18 protein-coding genes are annotated in these 17893 nt (G+C 61.1%); 1 reads left to right on the top strand and 17 read right to left on the bottom strand.

Translation table 11 applies throughout. The features are described from left to right. The 10 genes from AC6I7J_RS21150 to AC6I7J_RS21105 are packed head-to-tail and all read right to left on the bottom strand — an operon-like array spanning position 1 to position 10067. Complete coding sequence (locus AC6I7J_RS21150; protein ID WP_394516515.1) at positions 1–300, bottom strand: YicS family protein; 300 nt, start codon at positions 298–300, stop codon at positions 1–3. Further along, entirely contained in the window at positions 297–1319 is a 1023-nt protein-coding gene (locus tag AC6I7J_RS21145; protein WP_394516514.1) for an HAD family hydrolase, read from the bottom strand. Before AC6I7J_RS21145 ends, AC6I7J_RS21150 begins: the two co-directional genes overlap by 4 nt. Then, positions 1316–2332 (bottom strand): oxygen tolerance domain protein, encoded by a 1017-nt coding sequence (locus AC6I7J_RS21140; protein ID WP_498007289.1) that lies wholly within the window; start codon positions 2330–2332, stop codon positions 1316–1318. The genes AC6I7J_RS21145 and AC6I7J_RS21140 overlap by 4 nt, the downstream gene beginning before the upstream one ends. Beyond that, positions 2329–3831: a VWA domain-containing protein gene (locus AC6I7J_RS21135; protein ID WP_498007288.1), complete on the bottom strand. Its 1503-nt coding sequence runs from the start codon at positions 3829–3831 to the stop codon at positions 2329–2331. Before AC6I7J_RS21135 ends, AC6I7J_RS21140 begins: the two co-directional genes overlap by 4 nt. Beyond that, positions 3828–4805: a VWA domain-containing protein gene (locus AC6I7J_RS21130; RefSeq protein WP_264251801.1), complete on the bottom strand. Its 978-nt coding sequence runs from the start codon at positions 4803–4805 to the stop codon at positions 3828–3830. Before AC6I7J_RS21130 ends, AC6I7J_RS21135 begins: the two co-directional genes overlap by 4 nt. Then, positions 4798–5235 carry a DUF4381 family protein gene (locus tag AC6I7J_RS21125; RefSeq protein ID WP_498007287.1) on the bottom strand — a complete coding sequence of 146 codons (438 nt, stop codon included), beginning with the start codon at positions 5233–5235 and terminating at the stop codon, positions 4798–4800. Before AC6I7J_RS21125 ends, AC6I7J_RS21130 begins: the two co-directional genes overlap by 8 nt. Further along, on the bottom strand, positions 5216–6145 hold the full coding sequence (locus AC6I7J_RS21120; protein ID WP_481658215.1) for a DUF58 domain-containing protein: 930 nt from the start codon (positions 6143–6145) through the stop codon (positions 5216–5218). Before AC6I7J_RS21120 ends, AC6I7J_RS21125 begins: the two co-directional genes overlap by 20 nt. Next, complete coding sequence (locus tag AC6I7J_RS21115; protein WP_159377679.1) at positions 6142–7143, bottom strand: AAA family ATPase; 1002 nt, start codon at positions 7141–7143, stop codon at positions 6142–6144. Before AC6I7J_RS21115 ends, AC6I7J_RS21120 begins: the two co-directional genes overlap by 4 nt. Further along, on the bottom strand, positions 7140–8435 hold the full coding sequence (locus tag AC6I7J_RS21110; RefSeq protein WP_166710413.1) for an anaerobic sulfatase maturase: 1296 nt from the start codon (positions 8433–8435) through the stop codon (positions 7140–7142). The genes AC6I7J_RS21115 and AC6I7J_RS21110 overlap by 4 nt, the downstream gene beginning before the upstream one ends. Positions 8436–8483: 48 nt before the next feature. Continuing rightward, on the bottom strand, positions 8484–10067 hold the full coding sequence (locus AC6I7J_RS21105) for an arylsulfatase (RefSeq protein ID WP_127834936.1): 1584 nt from the start codon (positions 10065–10067) through the stop codon (positions 8484–8486). Between the two features lie 621 nt (positions 10068–10688). Between AC6I7J_RS21105 and AC6I7J_RS21100 the strand changes: the two genes are divergently transcribed. Further along, positions 10689–10955, top strand: a complete 267-nt coding sequence (locus tag AC6I7J_RS21100) for a YdgH/BhsA/McbA-like domain containing protein (RefSeq protein ID WP_058770242.1) — start codon at positions 10689–10691, stop codon at positions 10953–10955. A gap of 154 nt (positions 10956–11109) precedes the next feature. On the opposite strand, the gene AC6I7J_RS21095 is transcribed toward AC6I7J_RS21100, so the two are convergent. Genes AC6I7J_RS21095 through AC6I7J_RS21065 form a run of 7 tightly spaced genes read right to left on the bottom strand, consistent with a single transcriptional unit; the run spans position 11110 to position 17884 of the window. Then, positions 11110–11958 carry a VOC family protein gene (locus tag AC6I7J_RS21095; RefSeq protein ID WP_498007286.1) on the bottom strand — a complete coding sequence of 283 codons (849 nt, stop codon included), beginning with the start codon at positions 11956–11958 and terminating at the stop codon, positions 11110–11112. Between the two features lie 23 nt (positions 11959–11981). Further along, on the bottom strand, positions 11982–12359 hold the full coding sequence (locus AC6I7J_RS21090; protein ID WP_421039539.1) for a peptidase dimerization domain-containing protein: 378 nt from the start codon (positions 12357–12359) through the stop codon (positions 11982–11984). Between the two features lie 2 nt (positions 12360–12361). After that, positions 12362–13465, bottom strand: coding sequence for an alkylhydroperoxidase domain protein (locus tag AC6I7J_RS21085; protein ID WP_421039538.1), 1104 nt, complete (start codon positions 13463–13465; stop codon positions 12362–12364). Positions 13466–13477: 12 nt separating this feature from the next. Then, positions 13478–14482, bottom strand: coding sequence for a putative FMN-dependent luciferase-like monooxygenase (locus AC6I7J_RS21080; protein ID WP_021509049.1), 1005 nt, complete (start codon positions 14480–14482; stop codon positions 13478–13480). Next, positions 14479–16089, bottom strand: coding sequence for a dipeptide ABC transporter ATP-binding protein (locus AC6I7J_RS21075; RefSeq protein WP_498007285.1), 1611 nt, complete (start codon positions 16087–16089; stop codon positions 14479–14481). Before AC6I7J_RS21075 ends, AC6I7J_RS21080 begins: the two co-directional genes overlap by 4 nt. Beyond that, entirely contained in the window at positions 16086–16943 is an 858-nt protein-coding gene (locus AC6I7J_RS21070; protein WP_021509051.1) for an ABC transporter permease, read from the bottom strand. Before AC6I7J_RS21070 ends, AC6I7J_RS21075 begins: the two co-directional genes overlap by 4 nt. Next, positions 16940–17884, bottom strand: a complete 945-nt coding sequence (locus AC6I7J_RS21065; RefSeq protein ID WP_021509052.1) for an ABC transporter permease — start codon at positions 17882–17884, stop codon at positions 16940–16942. Before AC6I7J_RS21065 ends, AC6I7J_RS21070 begins: the two co-directional genes overlap by 4 nt. Positions 17885–17893: the final 9 nt, after the last annotated feature.

Here is a 17893-nt window from a genome sequence, read left to right as displayed (position 1 = left end):
TCAGCTAAAATCCGGGCAGGTTATATGCGACATCAGCTGCTGATAATGCTGATGCTTGCCCATCTTCAGCGCATCAGCAGCCTGCAACAGCGCGTTGTGATTGCTCTTATCCGCCAGAAAGGTCTGCTTGATTTTTTCGTCGTCGATGGAGACCGGCACGCGGCAGTGAGTGCGCAGATCGTTGATCATGGTCTGCTGCCGCAGCGCCAGCGCCAGATTCTCATACGGCGATACCGCCAGCGCAGACGTGGCACTCAGGGTGAGCAGGGCGATCATGGCAGTGAAAGGTAATGTTTTCATTTTGCTTCTCCTTGATGAACGGAAACGGCGGCCGGGCACTGGGCGGGATCGAACACCGTACCCCAGTCCTGTTTCATATCGACAACGGTCCAGCCATAGTGCGCGGCCAGCCTGAGACCGTTAACCAGTTTGCCGCTGGCCGGCGGATGCGCATCGTAGGCGTATTCCCGCTGCGCATCGGTGTGATGCACCAGCAGGCCGAAGGTGCTGGCGGCAGGGTTGCCCGAGGTGTATTGCAGCATCGGCACATCGCCGTCGCTGTTGCCGAACGCTGCTACTGGCCGATGACCCATGAACAGATGGATGGCCACCGGTTTGGCCGCTTCATCATCATAAAATGCACCATTCATGGTTTTCCGCAACTGCGTGCCGTTGTCGCTGAGTGAAAATTCCGCAAGGGAAAACGAGCCAACCACCTGCTCAGGTGGAATGCCGTACATCTGTTCCGCCAGCACGCGCATAAAATCGATGCCGCCGCCGGAGATAATCCAGGTGCGGAAACCGTGAGCGCGCAGATAATCCAGCAACTGGCGCATCGGCAGATAGCCCATGCGATCGTAGCGGCAGCCAAAACGCGTATCCCGCTGCGTCGCCACCCAGTTCTGCACGCGCCGGGCAAACTCATCGGTGGTGATACCGCTGTGAGTCAGCGTCAGCAAATGCATCAGCCCCTTTTTCCCGCTGGCGGCAATAGCGGCCGTGTTGTTGCTGAGCACTGCCTGTACCAGCGCATCCTGCTGCCACTGCGGATGCTGCGGCGCCAGCCGTTTCACTTCATCGAGCGCAAACTGCAGCTGAAAGGTGAGCGGTGCTTCCGGCCATAGCGTGCCGTCATTATCGAACACCACGTAGCGCTGGTTAAGAGGAATAAAGTCAGCGCTGCCGGCGCGGGTGGTGTCATCCACCCACTGTGTAATGGCACGCTTTGCCGCACCGTCACGCCAGGCGGAGAGATCGTCAGCCTGACTGACGCTAGCGAGGCACAGCGTGAGGCCCGCCAGTATAGAAACAGTTTTCATCGGCGACTCCTGTGATGTGGAACGAGATCGGGCAGCGTATGAATACGCCACAGGCGGCTCCACGCATGGCCGGCAAAGATCAGCGCCTGACGCAGTAAACGGCGGCCAGGCCACAGCACCGCGACGAGAAGAACCACGGTTGCGGCGAGCAGCAGCCACTGCCACCAGGGGCGTTCAGGCCCGGCACGCAGCACCTGTTCGCTGCCGGCCGTGCGCGCAGGCAGAATGTCATAATGATGGGCGGGCAGCGTGGCGAGCTGCCATGTCTGTTGTCGGGTATCCCACCAGCGCAGCTGCACCGGCGGCAGCGTCAGGCTGCCGGCGCTGTCCGGCAGATAGCGCAGCCGCTCGCGTCGCTGGCTGCCAGTGATTTCACCGCGTCCGCTGGTCAGGACGCTAACCTCGGGCGTCAGCAGCTGGGTACTGGCACCGGGCAAATCGATCAGCACCGGTGGAATCTGTCCGGCGACCACACCACTGGCCTGCAGCGTTATCTGCCGTTCCACCACGTCGCCGACATGCAGCGCGTCGCCCTGCGCGGCACGATACAGCGTCACTTTTTCCTGCAGATGCAGCGTGGCGGCGGGCAGGAAGCGATCCGGCTGCTGCACACCCGGCGGCCAGCGCACATTTTTTTCCAGCGCTGGCAGCGTAACGGTCTGCGGCGGCTGGCCCGCGGATTGCAGGGTGATGTCCAGCGCCGGCAGCTGCAGTTTGCCCTGATCCCAGGCCATCAGCTGGCGCTCCATGCGGATGCCGCTCCAGCTGACACCGTCACGCTGACGCGATACCAGCTGATTGGGAATGGCCGCCGGCAACAGCGTGCCGTTGCTGACCGGGAAGTCAGGCCACTGTGGCGGCGGGTTAAACCAGCTATCGGTCCAGTAGGTTACCGCGACGCGCAGCGGCTGACCCGGCACCAAACGGTCATCGCCAACCAGCTCGCGCGTGATGTCCATTGCGGCGCGCGCGGGCCCGGTCAGCAGCAGCAGGCAAATCAGCAGCGTTCTCATGGTGACTCCTGACGATAGAGATATTCCAGCAGGCCACCGGGCGACAGGCTGAGATTGTCGTACCACTGACTGACCTGCGGTGCCGCGTGACCTGCAGGCTGCATGACCTGCTGCGCGACGCCTTGCTGTTTGTGCAGGTCTTTTTTGCTGCCGTCAGGATCGTAATCCTGCTCTTTTCCCTGTGCCGCCTGGCGATCGCGCTCCTGCTGACGAAGCTGCATCACAATGCGCGCGATACTGGCGCGATTTTGCTGTGCCATTCGCCAGTCGGGACGCAGGCTCAGCGCCTGATCGTAATGCTGCAGCGCCTGCTGCCACTGTTTCTGCTGCGCCAGGCTGTTGCCCAGCCACAACAGCGATTCAGGCGTCACGGGTGCCTGACGAAAAGCGCCGCTGGCGGCGGAAAAATCACCGGCATAGTAGAGCGCAATGCCGCGGCGCAGCGGATCGACATAGTGCTGCGCCGCGCGCGCGTAATCCTGCCGTTGAAAGGCATGTTGCCCTTGCAGGTCGGGCGGGATAAACGCATCCAGCAGCGCGGCGGCGGCCGGCGGCGTTATCCCACCGAGCGGCAACACAATCAGCACGATCAGTATCTGACGACGCCACCACAGCAGCAGCAACAACATCGGCGCAATCAGCCAGTAGCCGCTGTTGTGCCACGGCAGATCCTCGCGACTGTTTTGCTGGGCGCTGAGGCTTTGCTGAATATGGCGTCTGATGGCAGGCAGATCGCTGTCATCGGGGGTGGCGAGCGTAACCGCCACGCCGTTGGCGCGTAGCTGCTGGAAGCGCGCCACGTTGAGGCGGGTATCAATAGCCTGACTGGCGAAAGCGGGCGGCAAGGGGCCGCCTGGCGCAGTGCCGGGCACCCACAGCTGCAGCGGCAGCGAGGTCTGGCCGAGCAACCGGGCATCATCCTGGCGCAACGTATCGGCCACCAGCACAATGCTGCGTGGCGTGTCCGGCAGATTATCATCGGCCAGCCTGAGAGCGGCCGCCAGGCCATTGCCCTGACCGTCCGGCAGTAACGTTGGCTGCTGCGCCTGCAGGAACAGCGAGTAAAAGGCCGGATCGTTGGTCAGCGGCGTGGTCAGCCAGGCACCGCCGCGATACACCACCAGGCCAAAGTGGCTGCCCGGCATCTGCTGCATCAGCTGGGCGATCTTATGTTGCATGCGCTGATGCCGGTCGGGCGGGAGATCCTGCGTCAGCATGGTGAGATCCTGTTGCAGAATCACCATCACGTTACTTTGCGGCGTAACGCCGCCCGGTAACGCCTTCTGCCATGACGGCCCTGCCAGCGCCAGCACGCCGAGCGCCAGCAGCCACGGTACGGGTGACAGCCGCTGCAGTCGCTTACCGGTAATCAGGGCGTGAAACGGCGCTGTCATAATGCGCTGCCAGGCGCTGCGCGGCGCGCGCAATAGCCACGCCAGTGCCAGACAAACCAGCAGCCCGGACAGCCACCACGGGTGCATAAAATGAAAGCCATTCATGCTGCACGCTCCCGCAGGCGCGCCAGCAACAACGCCGCGGTTAACAGCGCCAGCGCCGCGCCGAGCGGCCAGGCAAACAGCGGGCGCGTAAACGACAGACCGAGCGTCGCCACCTGCGCGGGCGTTTGGGCGTCAATGGTTTGCCAGACACGTTGCAGGGCGCTGCCTGAGGTAGCCGCCTGAAACGCGCTACCGCCGGTGATGCGGGCAATATCCTGCATCAGCGCGCTATCGACTTTGTCCTCGCCGCTGGCATTAAGATCGCCAAAGGCGATGGTATCAACCTGCACCTGATGCTCTGCTGCCAGCTGCGCAGCGAGGGCGGGCGGCAGCTGCGAAGCGGTATCGTTGCCGTCGGTAAGTAAAATCACCATGCGGCTGGCGTCCTGTTCCAGGCTGCTGTCCAGCAGTTTGACCGCCACCCCCAGCGCATCGCCGATGGCGGTTTGCTGGCCCACCATGCCGGGTGCCAGCTGGTTGATGCGCGCCAGCAGTGCCTGCTTATCGGCACTGATCGGCGCAAACGGCCACGCCTGACTGGCAAAAATCACCAGCCCGATGCGATCGAGGGTTCGCTGCAGCACAAAATTGTGCACCGAGCGCTGCACCGCCTGCAGGCGAGTGGTGCCCGCGCCGGCGTCGTTTTTCGCCATCGAACCGGAAACATCCAGCACCAGCACCACATTGCGCATCGGCTTATGCTGTAGCTGCGGTGGCAACAGCAGCTCAGGGCGCGCCAGCGCGGCCAGTAACAGCAGCCACACCAGCCAGAACAGCAGCGTCTGAGGCCAGCGGCTGGCCGGAGGGGCATTCTCCAGACGCAACTCCCTCACCAGTTCCGGCAGGAACGGCACGCGCACCTCTTCGCTGACCAGCTGGCGTTGCGGTAGCAGAAAGCGCATCAGCAGCGGCAGCGGCAACAGGAGCCAGATCCACGGCCAGGCAAAATCGAAGCGGGTAAGCAGTTCAGACATCGGGCAGTGCCTCCAGCCAGCGCCGCAGCTGTCTGCGCAGGCGCTGCATTTCATCAGGCGACAGGCTATTGTCCGGCTGGCAGTAGCCGCCAAGCAACCGCTGATAGGTCGCGGCATCCAGCGGTAGCTCCTGCAGTAACTGGCTGAGGCTCAGTTCACTCTCCTGAGCACGCGGCTGGTGCACCAGCCGCACCCGCTTAATCAGCCGCAGCCAGCTATCAATGCTGTTGTCGTGACGTAAAACCTGACGCGCTTCACGCCGCCAGCGGTTGCGCCGCCAGCGCGCTGTGCGCCACAGCGCCAGCAGCACAAGCAGGGCCGCTAACGCGCCTGCCAGCCACCACCAGCCCGCAGGAAGCGGCAGCCAGGAGACCGCGGGCGGCAGGTCAGGCTGCAGCAGTGGCGGAACGCTAAAGCCTTTTTCCAGCATGCTCGTCTCCCTGCGTCAGCTGACGCAATAACGGTTCACTCACCACAATGTGCTGCACGCGGATGCCGAGCCGCAGCAGTCGCGTTTGCTGCTGTGCCAGCCGGGCGGTGACCCGCTCGCTAATCTGCTGACGCAACGAGGGTGAAAGCGGCAGCGTAACGTGCTGATGCTGGTAATGCGCGGCGAGATAGCCCTGATGCGGAAGCCGCAGATGCAGATCGTCGAGCAGCACAAAGGCGGTGATATCACACCGGCGCGCCAGCGCCGCCAGCAGCGCGTCACTCTGAGCGTCAAGATCGTGGAAATCGCTGATCAGTGCCAGCCAGCTTCCGGCAGGCACCTGCGCCCGGATACGTTGCAGCACCTGATGGAGTGGCAGACTGCTGGCGGGCTCCTGCGGATAGCGCGCCGGCAGCTGATTATTCATTTGATGCAGGTCGTTCAGGCACGGCGCCAGGGCGAGTTTCGGCGAGCGGCAGCGCTGCAACCTCAGGGAATCATCGCTGAACACGGCGGCCCCGAGGCGATCGCCATCGTGCCAGCTACGCCACGCCAGCAGCGCTGCCAGATGGGCGGCGGCGACCGATTTGGTGTGTCCGCGTGTGGCGAAATACATGTCCAGGCGCTGATCAACCAGCAGAAATACCGGCCGCTCGCGCTCTTCGTTATACAACCGCACCCAGGGTGTGCGCAGACGCGCGGTGGCCTGCCAGTCGATCAGCCGCACATCATCGCCCGGCTGATAGCGGCGCAGGCTGTCAAAATTGAGTCCGCGTCCCTGCTGACGCGACACGCGCTCGCCGGCCATCGCGCCGGGCGGCAGCTGAGCCGGCGGATTGCGCAGCTGCTGCGCTGCACCCGCCAGCGCCAGTAGGCCGGGCAGGGTGACGGCCAGTGCGGTATCCGTCATGCGACCACCGCATCCAGCAGCATGCGTACCACGTCATCGGCGGTCACCTGGTCGGCGCTGGCCTGATAACTCAGCAGCAGACGATGCCGCAGCACGGCCGGGGCAATGCGCTGAATATCGTCCGGCAACACCGCATCACGCCCTTCGAGCCACGCCTGCGCGCGCCCGGCGCGGTCCAGTGCCAGCGTGCCGCGCGGGCTGATACCCAGCGCCACATAACTGGCAAAGGTGTCGCTGACCTGCTGCGGCTGGCGCGTCATTTCCACCAGCGAGACGATGTAATCTTCCACCGTGGGCGCGACGTAAATGTCGGAGATGGCCTGCCAGCAGCGACCCATATCCGCCTGGCTGATCCTCACTGGCGGCGGCGTAGCGGCGCTGACGGCAGGGGTGTCCTGTTCGCGATATTTTGCCTGCTGTTCGGCGCGCACCAGTTGCATCACGCGCTGTTCATTCTCTTTCGAGGGATAGTGCACCAGCACTTTCATCAGGAAGCGATCCAGCTGCGCTTCCGGCAGAGGCCAGGTGCCTTCCTGATCAACCGGGTTCTGCGTCGCCAGCACCATAAACACGCCGGGCAGCGGCCAGCTGTTGCCCGCCACCGTGACATGACGCTCCTCCATGGCTTCCAGCAACGCCGACTGCACGCGGGCCGAGGCGCGGTTGATCTCATCGGCCAGAATCAGGTTGCCGAACACCGGGCCTGGCCGGAAACGAAACTGCTCCTCTTCACGCGTGGCGTGTTGCTGATAAATTTCGCTGCCGGTGATATCCGAGGGCAGCAGATCCGGTGTGAACTGAATACGGCTGAAGTCGCCTTCAATGTGGCGCGCCAGCTCACGCACCGCACGGGTTTTGGCCAGTCCGGGCAGTCCTTCCAGCAGAACGTGGCCGTCGCACAGCAGCGCGATAATCAGCATGCGCACCAGCTCTGGCTGACCCAGCACCTGCTGGTTTATGCTCGCTTCCAGGTCGAGAAACCGTTGCCGCAGGGTCATTGCGTCACTCCCTGTTTTTCCCGCTCAAGCAGCGTGGCGATACCTACCAGGATCGGCTGAGCATAGGAAAAAAACGCTTTGATGCCGGGACAGAGATAGTTAAGGCCGGGTTCACCCTCTGCGCTGCGCACGATGCGGTTTTTCGGGCATTCGCCCCAGCATAATTTGAGGTAAGGACAGCGTTTGCAGACGGCGGGCAGGGTGTCGCGTTTCCCGAGGCCAAACGCTTTTTGCCGTTCGGAAAACGCCAGGTGCGCCAGTTTAGTGTTGGCAATATTGCCCAGCTGATACTCCGGATAGACGTAGTGATCGCAGGCATAGATATCACCGTTTTTTTCAATGGCGAGGCCTTTGCCGCAGAACTCTGAGGTCACGCAGATCTGGCCCGGCAGGCCCAGGGTTTGCGCCACTGCCGTTTCAAACAGGTTAACCTGTACGCGCCCTAAATCATTGTTTACCCACTCTTCAAACACGGCGATGAGAAAGCGTCCCCAGTCATCGGGATCGACCGACCAGTCGGTCACCACCGAGTCGAGATCGCCCGGCCGCGCGCGGCGGGAACCGCTCACCGGGATGCTGTCATCGCGCCAGAACTGCGGCGCGGTTTGGGTAAAATCGACCGGCTCGACGCAGGGATTGAATTGCAGATAGGTCGCGCCCAGTTCGCGCGTGAGAAAGCGGTACACCTGCAGCGGAAAGCGTGCATTGGTCCGGTTGACCGTGACCAGCGCGTTGAACGGCACGCCGTGGCGTTGCAGCGCCGCCACACCCGCCATCACTTTGTCGAAAGTCGGTTTACCGCTGCGCGTTACGCGATAGCGATCGTGCAGCTCGCGCGGGCCATCAATCGACAGCCCGACCAGAAAGTGATGCTGCTTCAGAAAGCGCGCCCAGCTATCGTTCAGCAGGATGCCATTGGTTTGCAGATCATTCTCGATGCGTTGTCCTGGCTTCTGATACTTTTGCTGCAGCGCCACCACCTTTTCGAACCACGGCAACCCCATCAGCGTCGGTTCACCGCCTTGCCAGGAGAACACCACCTGATCGCCATCCTGACTATCAATGTACTGGCGAATATAGTTTTCCAGCACCTCATCAGACATGCCGCTGTGATGATCCTGCTGCAGCAGTTGCTCTTTATGCAGGTAAAAACAGTAGTTGCAGTCGATATTGCAGCGCGAGCCGGTGGGCTTGGCCATCACGTGAAAGCGGCGTTTATACGCCGGGCCGATGCCGTTGTATTTTTCCGCCGAGGGCAACGGGCGAACCGGCAGTGTGGTGCTGTATTTCATCAATGCCTCCGAATACCGGGCACGGCGTGCCCGGCTGTGAGTGATAGCTCAGTTGGTGGCCGGGCTGCCTTCGTCAATCAGTTTCTGCACATCCGAAACGGTGAAGGAGCCGGGTTTCTGACGAGGCGGGAATTCTTTGAAGCTTTGCAGCATTTCTGCGGCATATTTCTGCGCGCCACCCAGCAGGAACAGACGGTCATAGAACCAGTGGTTGTAATCCATACCGCTGTCACCGCGCTCCAGCGGGTCGATCTCCAGGTCGAAGATCAGTGGCGTGCGCAGTTTAACGAACGGATATTTCCACAGGTCGAGGCCGGTGTGTTCCTGAATCATGAAATGCGCTTTCCAGCGACCGTAGCGCATCGCTAACAGATCGCCGTCATCGCTCCAGTAGAAGAACTCATTACGCTGGTCGGGCCCTTTGCCCTGCAGGAAATCCAGCTGGTTGTAACCGTCCAGATGCACTTTGTAGGTCATGGCGCTGGTCTTATAGCCTTTCAGCAGCTGCTGTTTGATATCCGGCACGCCCGCTGCGGCAACCAGCGTCGGGAACCAGTCATTGCTGCCGAAAATATCGTTGATCATCGTGCCAGGCTTAATGTGTCCCGGCCATTTGATCATCGCTGGGACGCGGAACCCGCCCTCCCAGCCGGTATTTTTCTCGCCGCGGAATGGCGTCATGCCGGAATCAGGCCAGGTGGCGATCATCGGACCGTTGTCGGTGGTGTAAATCACGATGGTGTTATCTTCGATACCCAGATCTTTGATTTTCTTCAGCACCTCGCCGATCATTTTATCGTGCTCAACCATGCCGTCTGCGTAGTCGCCGAGGCCGGTCACGCCCTGATCCTGCGGTTTAATGTGCGTTTTGTTGTGCATGCGCGTGGTGTTGAACCAGGTAAAAAACGGTTTGCCCGCTTTGACCTGACGCTCCATGAAATCGTTGTTGGCGGCGAGGAACTCTTCATCCACCGTGCCCATACGTTTCACGTTTAGGGGCCCGGTATCTTCAACCTTGCCATCCGCGCTGGCTTTAATGACGCCGCGCGGACCGAACTGTTTACGGTACTCAGGATCCTTCGGATAGTCCGGGTTCTCCGGTTCTTCTTCGGCGTTCAGGTGATACAGATTGCCAAAGAACTCATCGAAGCCGTGTGCGGTAGGCAGGAATTCATTGCGATCGCCCAGATGGTTTTTACCAAACTGACCGGTGGCATAGCCGAGCTGTTTCAGGATCGAGGCAATGGTCGGATCTTCTTTCTGCAGACCCTGCGGTGCACCTGGCATACCGACTTTACTCATGCCGGTGCGGAACGGCATCTGCCCGGTGATAAACGACGAGCGTCCGGCGGTGGAGCTTTGCTCCGCGTAATACGAGGTGAATTTAGCGCCCTCGGCGGCAATACTGTCGATGTTGGGCGTTTTGTATCCCATGGTACCCTGGTTATAGGAACTGATGTTCCAGTAGCCAATGTCATCGCCAAAAATCACCACGATGTTAGGCTTGCCCGAATTTTGCTCGGGCGCGGTAGAGGGCGTCGGGGATTGAGGAGCCGCATGGGCGCTCCAGGAACAGCAGGCCACAGATAGCATGGACGCTAATAGTGACTTGCTAAAAGGTAATCTGGACATTTCTGCACTCCGATAATTGTATTCCGACCAGGTCAGAATTTTTCCGACCGAATAAGTGCTGCGCAGACGGTTATTTCCTCCTTACCCTGAAAGGACGGCAGATGAATAAACGCATCTTTTTGATAGCTATTTCCCGGTGCGGAATGGCGGTGCTCAGTCAGTCTGATTATCTGTGATTTTAAATAGTTTTTATTAAAGCGTGGCCCGCTGCACGCAGGCTGCGTGCAGGCGAAAAATATGCGGTGTGCGAGAGGATATAAGTAACCAAGGTATAAAAATGCAAAAAATGAGCAGGCTGTGTATCTGGTTATGTAGCAACCATAGCGGCTCATAACTGGAATGCCAAGTGCTATTTTAAAAATGTGAGCGGCAGAGTGATTTTTTTCTGCTGTATCGCACTGCTCCGCATTTCGTCTAGGGAATTTCTTATTTTGAATAAGCTTAAAATAACTTAATATATTGTAATATATGAATAAATTTTCTGTGGGCTGAAAGTGGCTGGTTATTTTTTACGAGGCGGGTCATATTTTTCAGCGTTCAGGTTTGCGTTATTTTTATGGCTCACCTAAGCCTTAAAAGGCCATCCGGAACGGGATGGAATCAATTAATCTGGGGTGATTTATGAAAAAAATTACGGTAGCAATAATGTCATTGCTGGTGGCGTCAACTTTCTCTTTATCGGCTCTGGCAGCGCAGGAGATTACTAAAGAAGAGGCTAAGCAGTATCAGGAAGTTGGTAAGGTTAGTACCAATAATGAATACAGTTCACCGGCAGAGGCCATGGCTGAAATCTCGAAAAAGGCCGATGAGATGGGGGGTAAATATTTTGTGATCACCTCCGGCAAAGAAGGCAAGAAAATACAGGGTACGGCAACAGTGTATAAATAATAAATTATACGCTGCAAATCAGGCGTCATAGTCATTGCAACAGGCCGTTTTAATAACGGCCTGTTGTCGTGTTTCTATTTCTACAGTAAGCGATGAGATTAAGATCTGGTTCGCTTGCCAGGTCGTCAGCAGGCAATCTACTCCGACAATGCTTTCATAGCTGAAACCGCAGCGCCACGCCGCTGGCCTGTTCCGCGCTGACCACGATGGCGTCTGGCTCTTCGCGAAAAGGCACATCGCCCAGCAGCAGGCTGGCTTTCACCCTGCGTAAGTCGCTGCTGCGCAGCGTCAGCGCGGCCATACGCGCACTGCCGTCATAATCGGGCGGCAGGCCGGTAAAGCGCTGCGTCACATAGTGCGCAGCGGCAAAGCGCACGGTGGCCACGCCCGCTTTCAGCACAAACGCGCCCTGCTGGCAGGCGGTGAGCTTATCGGCACCAAATAAACGACTGTAGGGCAGCGCGGCGGCTGCCGGATCCTGGGCCACCACCACAAACTCAATAATATCGGTCACCGCGTTGGGATGCTGCTGCCACACTGTCTGCCAGACCGCCTGCGGTGTCTCATGCTGGCAGAAAAAACTGCGTCCATTTGGCACCAGAGCGGGGCGCAGGCGAACGGTGCGAAAACGCGCCTGCTGTGCGCTGCCATCCGGCAACTGCACCGGCCGGTAAAAACTGGCGGCGGGATCGCCATCAATACCCTGACTTTCCAGATAGCGCCACACCGCATCGGCATCGCCGGTTTTCCATACCAGACCGCTCAGGCCCGCCGGTGCCTGCCAGATATCCTGACGCTGGTGCGCACGACCGGCTTCATAGCCCAGCAGTTCCAGATAATTATCACCAAACACCGCCAGATGATTACTGGAGCCCAGCGAGTGATGGCCGCGTGGTGTGAGCTGGAAACCGAGCCGGCGATACAGCGCGCTGGCGTCATCCAGCCGATCGGCAACATTGATCACTGCATGATCGAGCTGTGGAACGGGTACCGGTATCGCCATTATCTGCCTCCTGGTTCGCATCATTAAGATGACCGCGATGTCGCGCTGCGTTCGGCTTCGCGTTGCGGTTGCCAGGCGAGCTGCGCGTCGGCGCCGAACGCCCGGGCAATATGGCTGACCAGCGTCGCGGCCTGCGCCGATGATCGCTGGCGCGCGCTGGCATCCTCGCTGTGCAGCACGCCTTCCACGACGACCTCTGGCGGCAGCACGTTCCAGCTGTTGCCACCCTGAAAGCGGGTGATATCCAGGCCGGCGGCCGCCAGCGCGCTGACGATGTGGCTGCCGGTAACGATACTGTCGATGCCCTCATGCGGACGTGCAGCGTGAGCGCCTTTGCCGTGAATGGTGATATAAAAATGGTCAGTAAACGCTGCCGGTGTGGCAGATAACGTGTGTGTCATGGTCATTCCTGCGGCTGTTCGGGTAAGAAAGGTTCGCCCAGCGTTAGCATCAGGCGGTTGGCCCAGGCAAAAAACGCGGCGGACTGGATCAGGTCCAGCAGTTGCAGCGTATCCAGTCCGTGCTCGCGCAGCGCCTGCAGTTGGGTCTGGCTGCTGGCGACCGGAGTTAGCGATAAGGTGGCGACAAAATCGATAATCGCCGCCCAGCGCGCGGACTGGCCGTGTGCCAGCTCGGCACCCGGCGCGACATTCAGGAGTTTCTGCACCGCAGTCTCATCTTTTGACAGCTGACTGGCTTTGCGGGCATGCACGGATGCGCAGTAAATGCAGCCGTTGACTTTACTCACTACCGTGGCCGCCAGTTCACGCTCGGCGCGAGGCAAACCGCCCGGCGTATAAAAGATGCCTTTATCCGTCAGCGTGCGTTGTTCCAGCAGCGGCAGATTGCGCGCCAGCAGACGGAAATAGTCGGACTCGCTATGACCGTTTTTTACCAGCGTCGCCTGTTCTTCCGCCGTAAACTCGCTGAGCGGTTTGGCTGCCAGCCACGGCTCCCAGCCCAACTCCTGCTGGGTAAACGCGGTGAGCGCAGTCTGTCCGCTGGCCGTGAGCGGGGCGCTATGCCATTTGCCGGCCACCGCATGCGGCTGCGCGCGCGATGCTTCACCGCTCAGCAGGCGCAGGCCGGTCAGCAGGCGACTCTGAAAGCTGACAAATCCCACCAGCTGCGCCAGCGTGACGATGCCGCGCGGCGTCCAGCCGGCATGGCGCAGCGTGGTCAGTTGTTGCGGTGTGGCGTCGACCGGATGCAGGCTCAGCAGTTCAGCAAAGGCGCGACCGGCGGCAAAGCGCGTATCTGTCGGGGTTTCGCTGGATTGCTGCTGATAGTGTGCCTGCAATGATGTGACGCCGTGCCAGCCCGCGACCTGCCCGGCGAGCGCGTAACGCTGCGCCAGCGGGAAATCGTCGTCATCCTGGCCAAACAGCACCTCATAGCTGCCCTGGGCGTGTCGGGTCGCGGCCTGACGCACGCTGCGCGCCTCTGCCAGTTGCGCCGCCGGGTCGATATCGGCCAGCGCCGCCAGTAAATCTGTAGCCTGAGACATGATTTTCTCCTGTTAAGCGGTCCCCAGCGCACGCAGCGTGGGGGCAATATGTTCAGCAATTAACGCCACCGAACGCAGCGTATCGGCGTGCGGCGGATCGATAGAGTGCACCTGGAAGGTGATGTCGGTGGCGCGCGTCAGCGTGCTGTCGGCCAGCAGCGAAGCCAGCACCGCGTCCGCATCGCCGATATGTGCATCAAGCTGGCGCGCGTGGCTCTCCAGCGTGCTGCCGGTGATGTCGTGGCCCGCCTTGCGAAACTGCTCCGCCTGGCGCTGCAGGCCGGGTGCGGCAAGGCGGCGCGCGTAGTCGTTCGAGTCGGCAACAAACGCGGTGCGCGAAGCCAGGATGCGGGGCGCCACGCCCGACGGCAGCGCCGCGAGATAAGCATCGATCATCGGGTTTTGCAGCTGCTGCAGCGACAGGTCCGGCTGGCCCGCCGGCCGCGGCTGGGTGCGCGATAACATCAGCCCGTGACCGGCCTGGCCGGCACGCGTCGCGCCTGCAACGGAAAAGGTGGCGATCCACACACGCTGCGCCAGCGTGGGAGCCGGCGGATAGAGATGATTGTCCGGATGGGCCAGCGTGTCGCCGCGCCACGCGCTGAGCAGCGTATGCAACTGGTCGGCAAACACGCCAGCGCGCTGTTCGCTGGTCAGGCCAAACGGCAAAAATGAGGTTGGCGTGCCGCCGGAGCCGAGCCCCACCTCCAGGCGTCCGTCGCTCAGCAGGTCCAGCACCGCCGCGTCTTCGGCCACGCGCAGGGCATTTTCCAGCGGCAGGGTGATGATGCCGGTGCCGAGGCGGATATGACGGGTGTGCGCGGCCACGTGGGCAAGAAACACCAGCGGTGAGGGCAGCCCGCCTTCTTTTTCATGAAAGTGGTGCTGCGCGATCCAGGCACTGTCAAATCCGCAGCGTTCAGCGTGCTGAATTTGTTCCGTCGCCAGCCGGTAGCGCTGTTGCGCCGTGGTGTCGTCGAGCAGGCGGGTAAAAAAACCGATGCGTTTGCGCGTCATGCAGACTCCTTAATCAGCGGACGGAAAACCGGAATGGCGTCAATCAACGCGCGGGTGTAAGGATGCTGCGGCGCATTGAACAGTGTGACGGTGTCACCTTGTTCAACCACTTCGCCGGCGCGCAGCACGGTAACGCTGTGTGCCAGTCGTCGTACGGTGGCTAAATCGTGGGTGATAAACAGATAGGTGAGGCCCAGCTCGCGCTGTAACTGTTGCAGCAATTGCAGAATCTGTGCCTGCACCGTGACGTCCAGCGCTGACGTTGCCTCATCCAGCACCAGGATCGCCGGTTGCGGGATCAACGCCCGTGCGATGGCGACGCGCTGACGCTGGCCGCCGGACAGCTCGCGCGGCTTGCGCGTCAGCAGATCCAGCGGCAGTGCCACCCGCTGCGCCACCTCGTGCACCCGCTGCTGGCGAGCGGCGGCGCTGAGCGAGCCAAAGTTGCGCAGCGGTTCTTCAACGATGTTAAACAGCGTCTGGCGCGGATCGAGCGAGGCGAACGGATTCTGGTAAACAAACTGGATTTTGCGCCGCAGCTGACGCAGCGCTTCGCCGCGCAGGCTGCTGGCATCAATGCCGTCGATCACCACTTTGCCGCGATCGGCGCGTTCAAAGCCAAGCAAAATGCGCGCCAGCGTGGTTTTGCCGGAGCCGGATTCACCCACCAGCGCGTGCGTCGTGCCGCGTGGCACCGTCAGGCTGACCGCTTTCGCCACCGTCAGCGTCTGCTGCCTGCCAAGCGCAAACTGTTTATCGATGGCGTTGAGCTGAATCGCCGGAGTGGAAAAACGGGCTGCGGACGGATAAGGCAGAGCGGTAACGTCGGGCACCGCGTCCTGTAACAGCTGGCGGGTATAAGGATGCTGTGGCGCGCTAACCAGTGTCGCTGCGCTTCCCTGTTCCTGGAACTCGCCGTGACGAAACACCAGCAGACGATCAGCGCGTTCCGCGGCCAGCGCCAGGTCGTGGGTGACAAACAGCACGGCGGTGGCGAACTCACGGCGCAGCTGGTCGAGCAGATCGAGAATGCGCTTTTGCACCGTGACATCGAGCGCACTGGTCGGCTCATCGGCGATGATCAACTGTGGTTGCAGGGCGAGCGCGATGGCAATCAGCACGCGCTGCTTCATCCCGCCAGAGAGCTGATGCGGATATTGATGCAGGCGCTGCTCAGGATGGCTCAGTCCAACTTTTTGCAGCAGTTCCAGCACGCGCTGCTGGCGCGCGGTCCGGCTAAGCTTCTGATGCAGCTGCAGGATCTCGCCAACCTGATCGCCAATGGTCTTCACCGGATTAAGCGAATTACCGGGATCCTGCGGCACCAGGCTGATATGCACGCCGCGCACGCTGTCCATGCGCCGGGATGACCAGCCAGCGATATCGGTGCCGTTCAGCAGGATTTTACCGCTATCGCGCCGGGCATTGTCCGCCAGCAGACCGATAATCGCCTGGGCCGTGGTGGTTTTACCTGAGCCGGATTCACCGACCAGCGCCACCATTTCGCCCGGCTGCAGGGAAAAGCTCACGTTATGCACCACTTCACGCCACACGCCGCGCTGGCGATAGCTGAGGCTGAGGTTTTCCACGCTTAATAGCGCTGTCATGCGTCACCTCCTGCCAGCTGACGGCTAACGCGGTTCGCCGCCAGCACCACGGCGACCACCACCACGCCGGGAAAGGTAGTCAGCCACCACGCGGTAGCCAGATAGTTGCGGCCTTCGGCGATCAGCAAACCCCATTCGGGGGTCGGTGGCGGCGTGCCATAGCCGAGAAAGCTGAGAGTTGAGAGCGCCAGAATGGCCTGACCAAACTGCAGTGCGGCGAAGGCAATCACCGCGGTCAGCGAGTTGGGGACAATGTGGCGCCACAGTACCTGCCAGAAACGGCCGCCACTGCCATAAGCCGCTTCCACATATTCACTGCGGCGTACCCGCACCACTTCGCCGCGCGCCAGCCGGGCAAAACTGGCAATCGAGGCGATGCCCACCGCCAGCGCAGCGTGCACGGTGCCAAAACCCAGCAGGATCAGCAGGCTTAATGACAGCAGCAGCGCCGGGATTGAAAGCAGCACATCAACCAGTCGCATCAGTGCCTGTTCAGTGCGGCCGCCCACGGCCCCGGCCAGGACGCCCAGCGCGGTCCCGCCAGTGAGCCCCATCGCCACCGCTGCGACCGCCGCAGAGAGCGACTGCGAGGCGCCATAGACGATGCGCGCCAGCAGGTCGCGTCCCAGTTGATCGGTGCCGAGCCAGTGCGCACTGTGCGGCGCTAAGCGCTGCGCGCCGGCAATGCCTTCGGTCGGGCTATAGTGGGTAAACAGCTGCGGTGCCACGGCCGCCACAAACGCCAGCGCCAGCACCGTCCATGCCAGCCACAAGCCGGGCTGCAGGCGGCGGGCACGATCGCGCCGCAAGGCCGGCTGTCCCTGACGCGCGGTAGAGTAATCGACCAGACTCATGAATTTCCTCCGGCTACGGTTTGCAGACGTGGGTCGAACAGCGGCATCAGCAGATCGACCAGCAGGTTGATCAGTACAAACGCCAGTGCGGAGATCATCACCACCGCCTGTAACACCGCCACATCCTGATTGTTGACCGCCTGCTGGGTCAGCTGGCCGATGCCGCTTAAGCCGAACACGGTTTCGGTAATCAGCGCGCCCGCGATCAGTTCCCCCAGCAGCAAACCGGCCACATTGAGCACCGGCAGTAGCGCGTTACGCATGATATGGCGCCACAGCACGTGTTGTGCGCTGGCACCTTTGGCGCGGGCCACGGCGACAAACGGCTGAATAGCAACCTGATCGATGCTGCGCAACAGAATCTGGGCCAGCGGGGCGGAGATGGGCACGGCGACGGTCAGCACCGGCAGAATCAGCCCCTGCAGGGGCGATGGGTTGATCACCGGGATCCAGCGCAGTTGAAAGGAGAACAGCTGAATCAGCGCGATACCAAGCCAGAACGTCGGCAGCGAAATAAACAGCGCCGGCAGCGACTGCAATAGCGCGCGTAGCAGGCGCAGCGCCGGCAGCCGCGCCAGCGCCGCCAGTGCGAAGGCCACCACGCAGGCAACGGCAAATCCGGCCAGCGCCAGCTGCAGCGTGGCGGGCAGATTGCTGCGCAGCAGATCGCTGACCGGCACACCTGCCTGCACCGAGTAGCCAAAGTCACCGCGCAGCATCGCCAGCAGCGTATGCAGATACTGCTGCCAGATCGGGCTATCGGCACCGTAGGCCTGCCGCATCTCTGCAATTTGCTGCGGGCTGAGACCCAGATCCGGATTCTGGAACTTGATCAGCACCGCATCGCCCGGCAGCACCTGCAGCAGCAGAAACGACAGGGTAAACGCCGCCCATAACACCAGCAGGCTTTGTCCCGCTCTATGCAGCAGTGCGTGTCGCATAATTATCCT

It is taken from the genome of Type-C symbiont of Plautia stali (genome assembly GCF_059730935.1).
The sequence above is the reverse complement of the archived record's forward strand: the minus strand, read 5'-3'. Positions and strand labels throughout refer to the sequence as shown.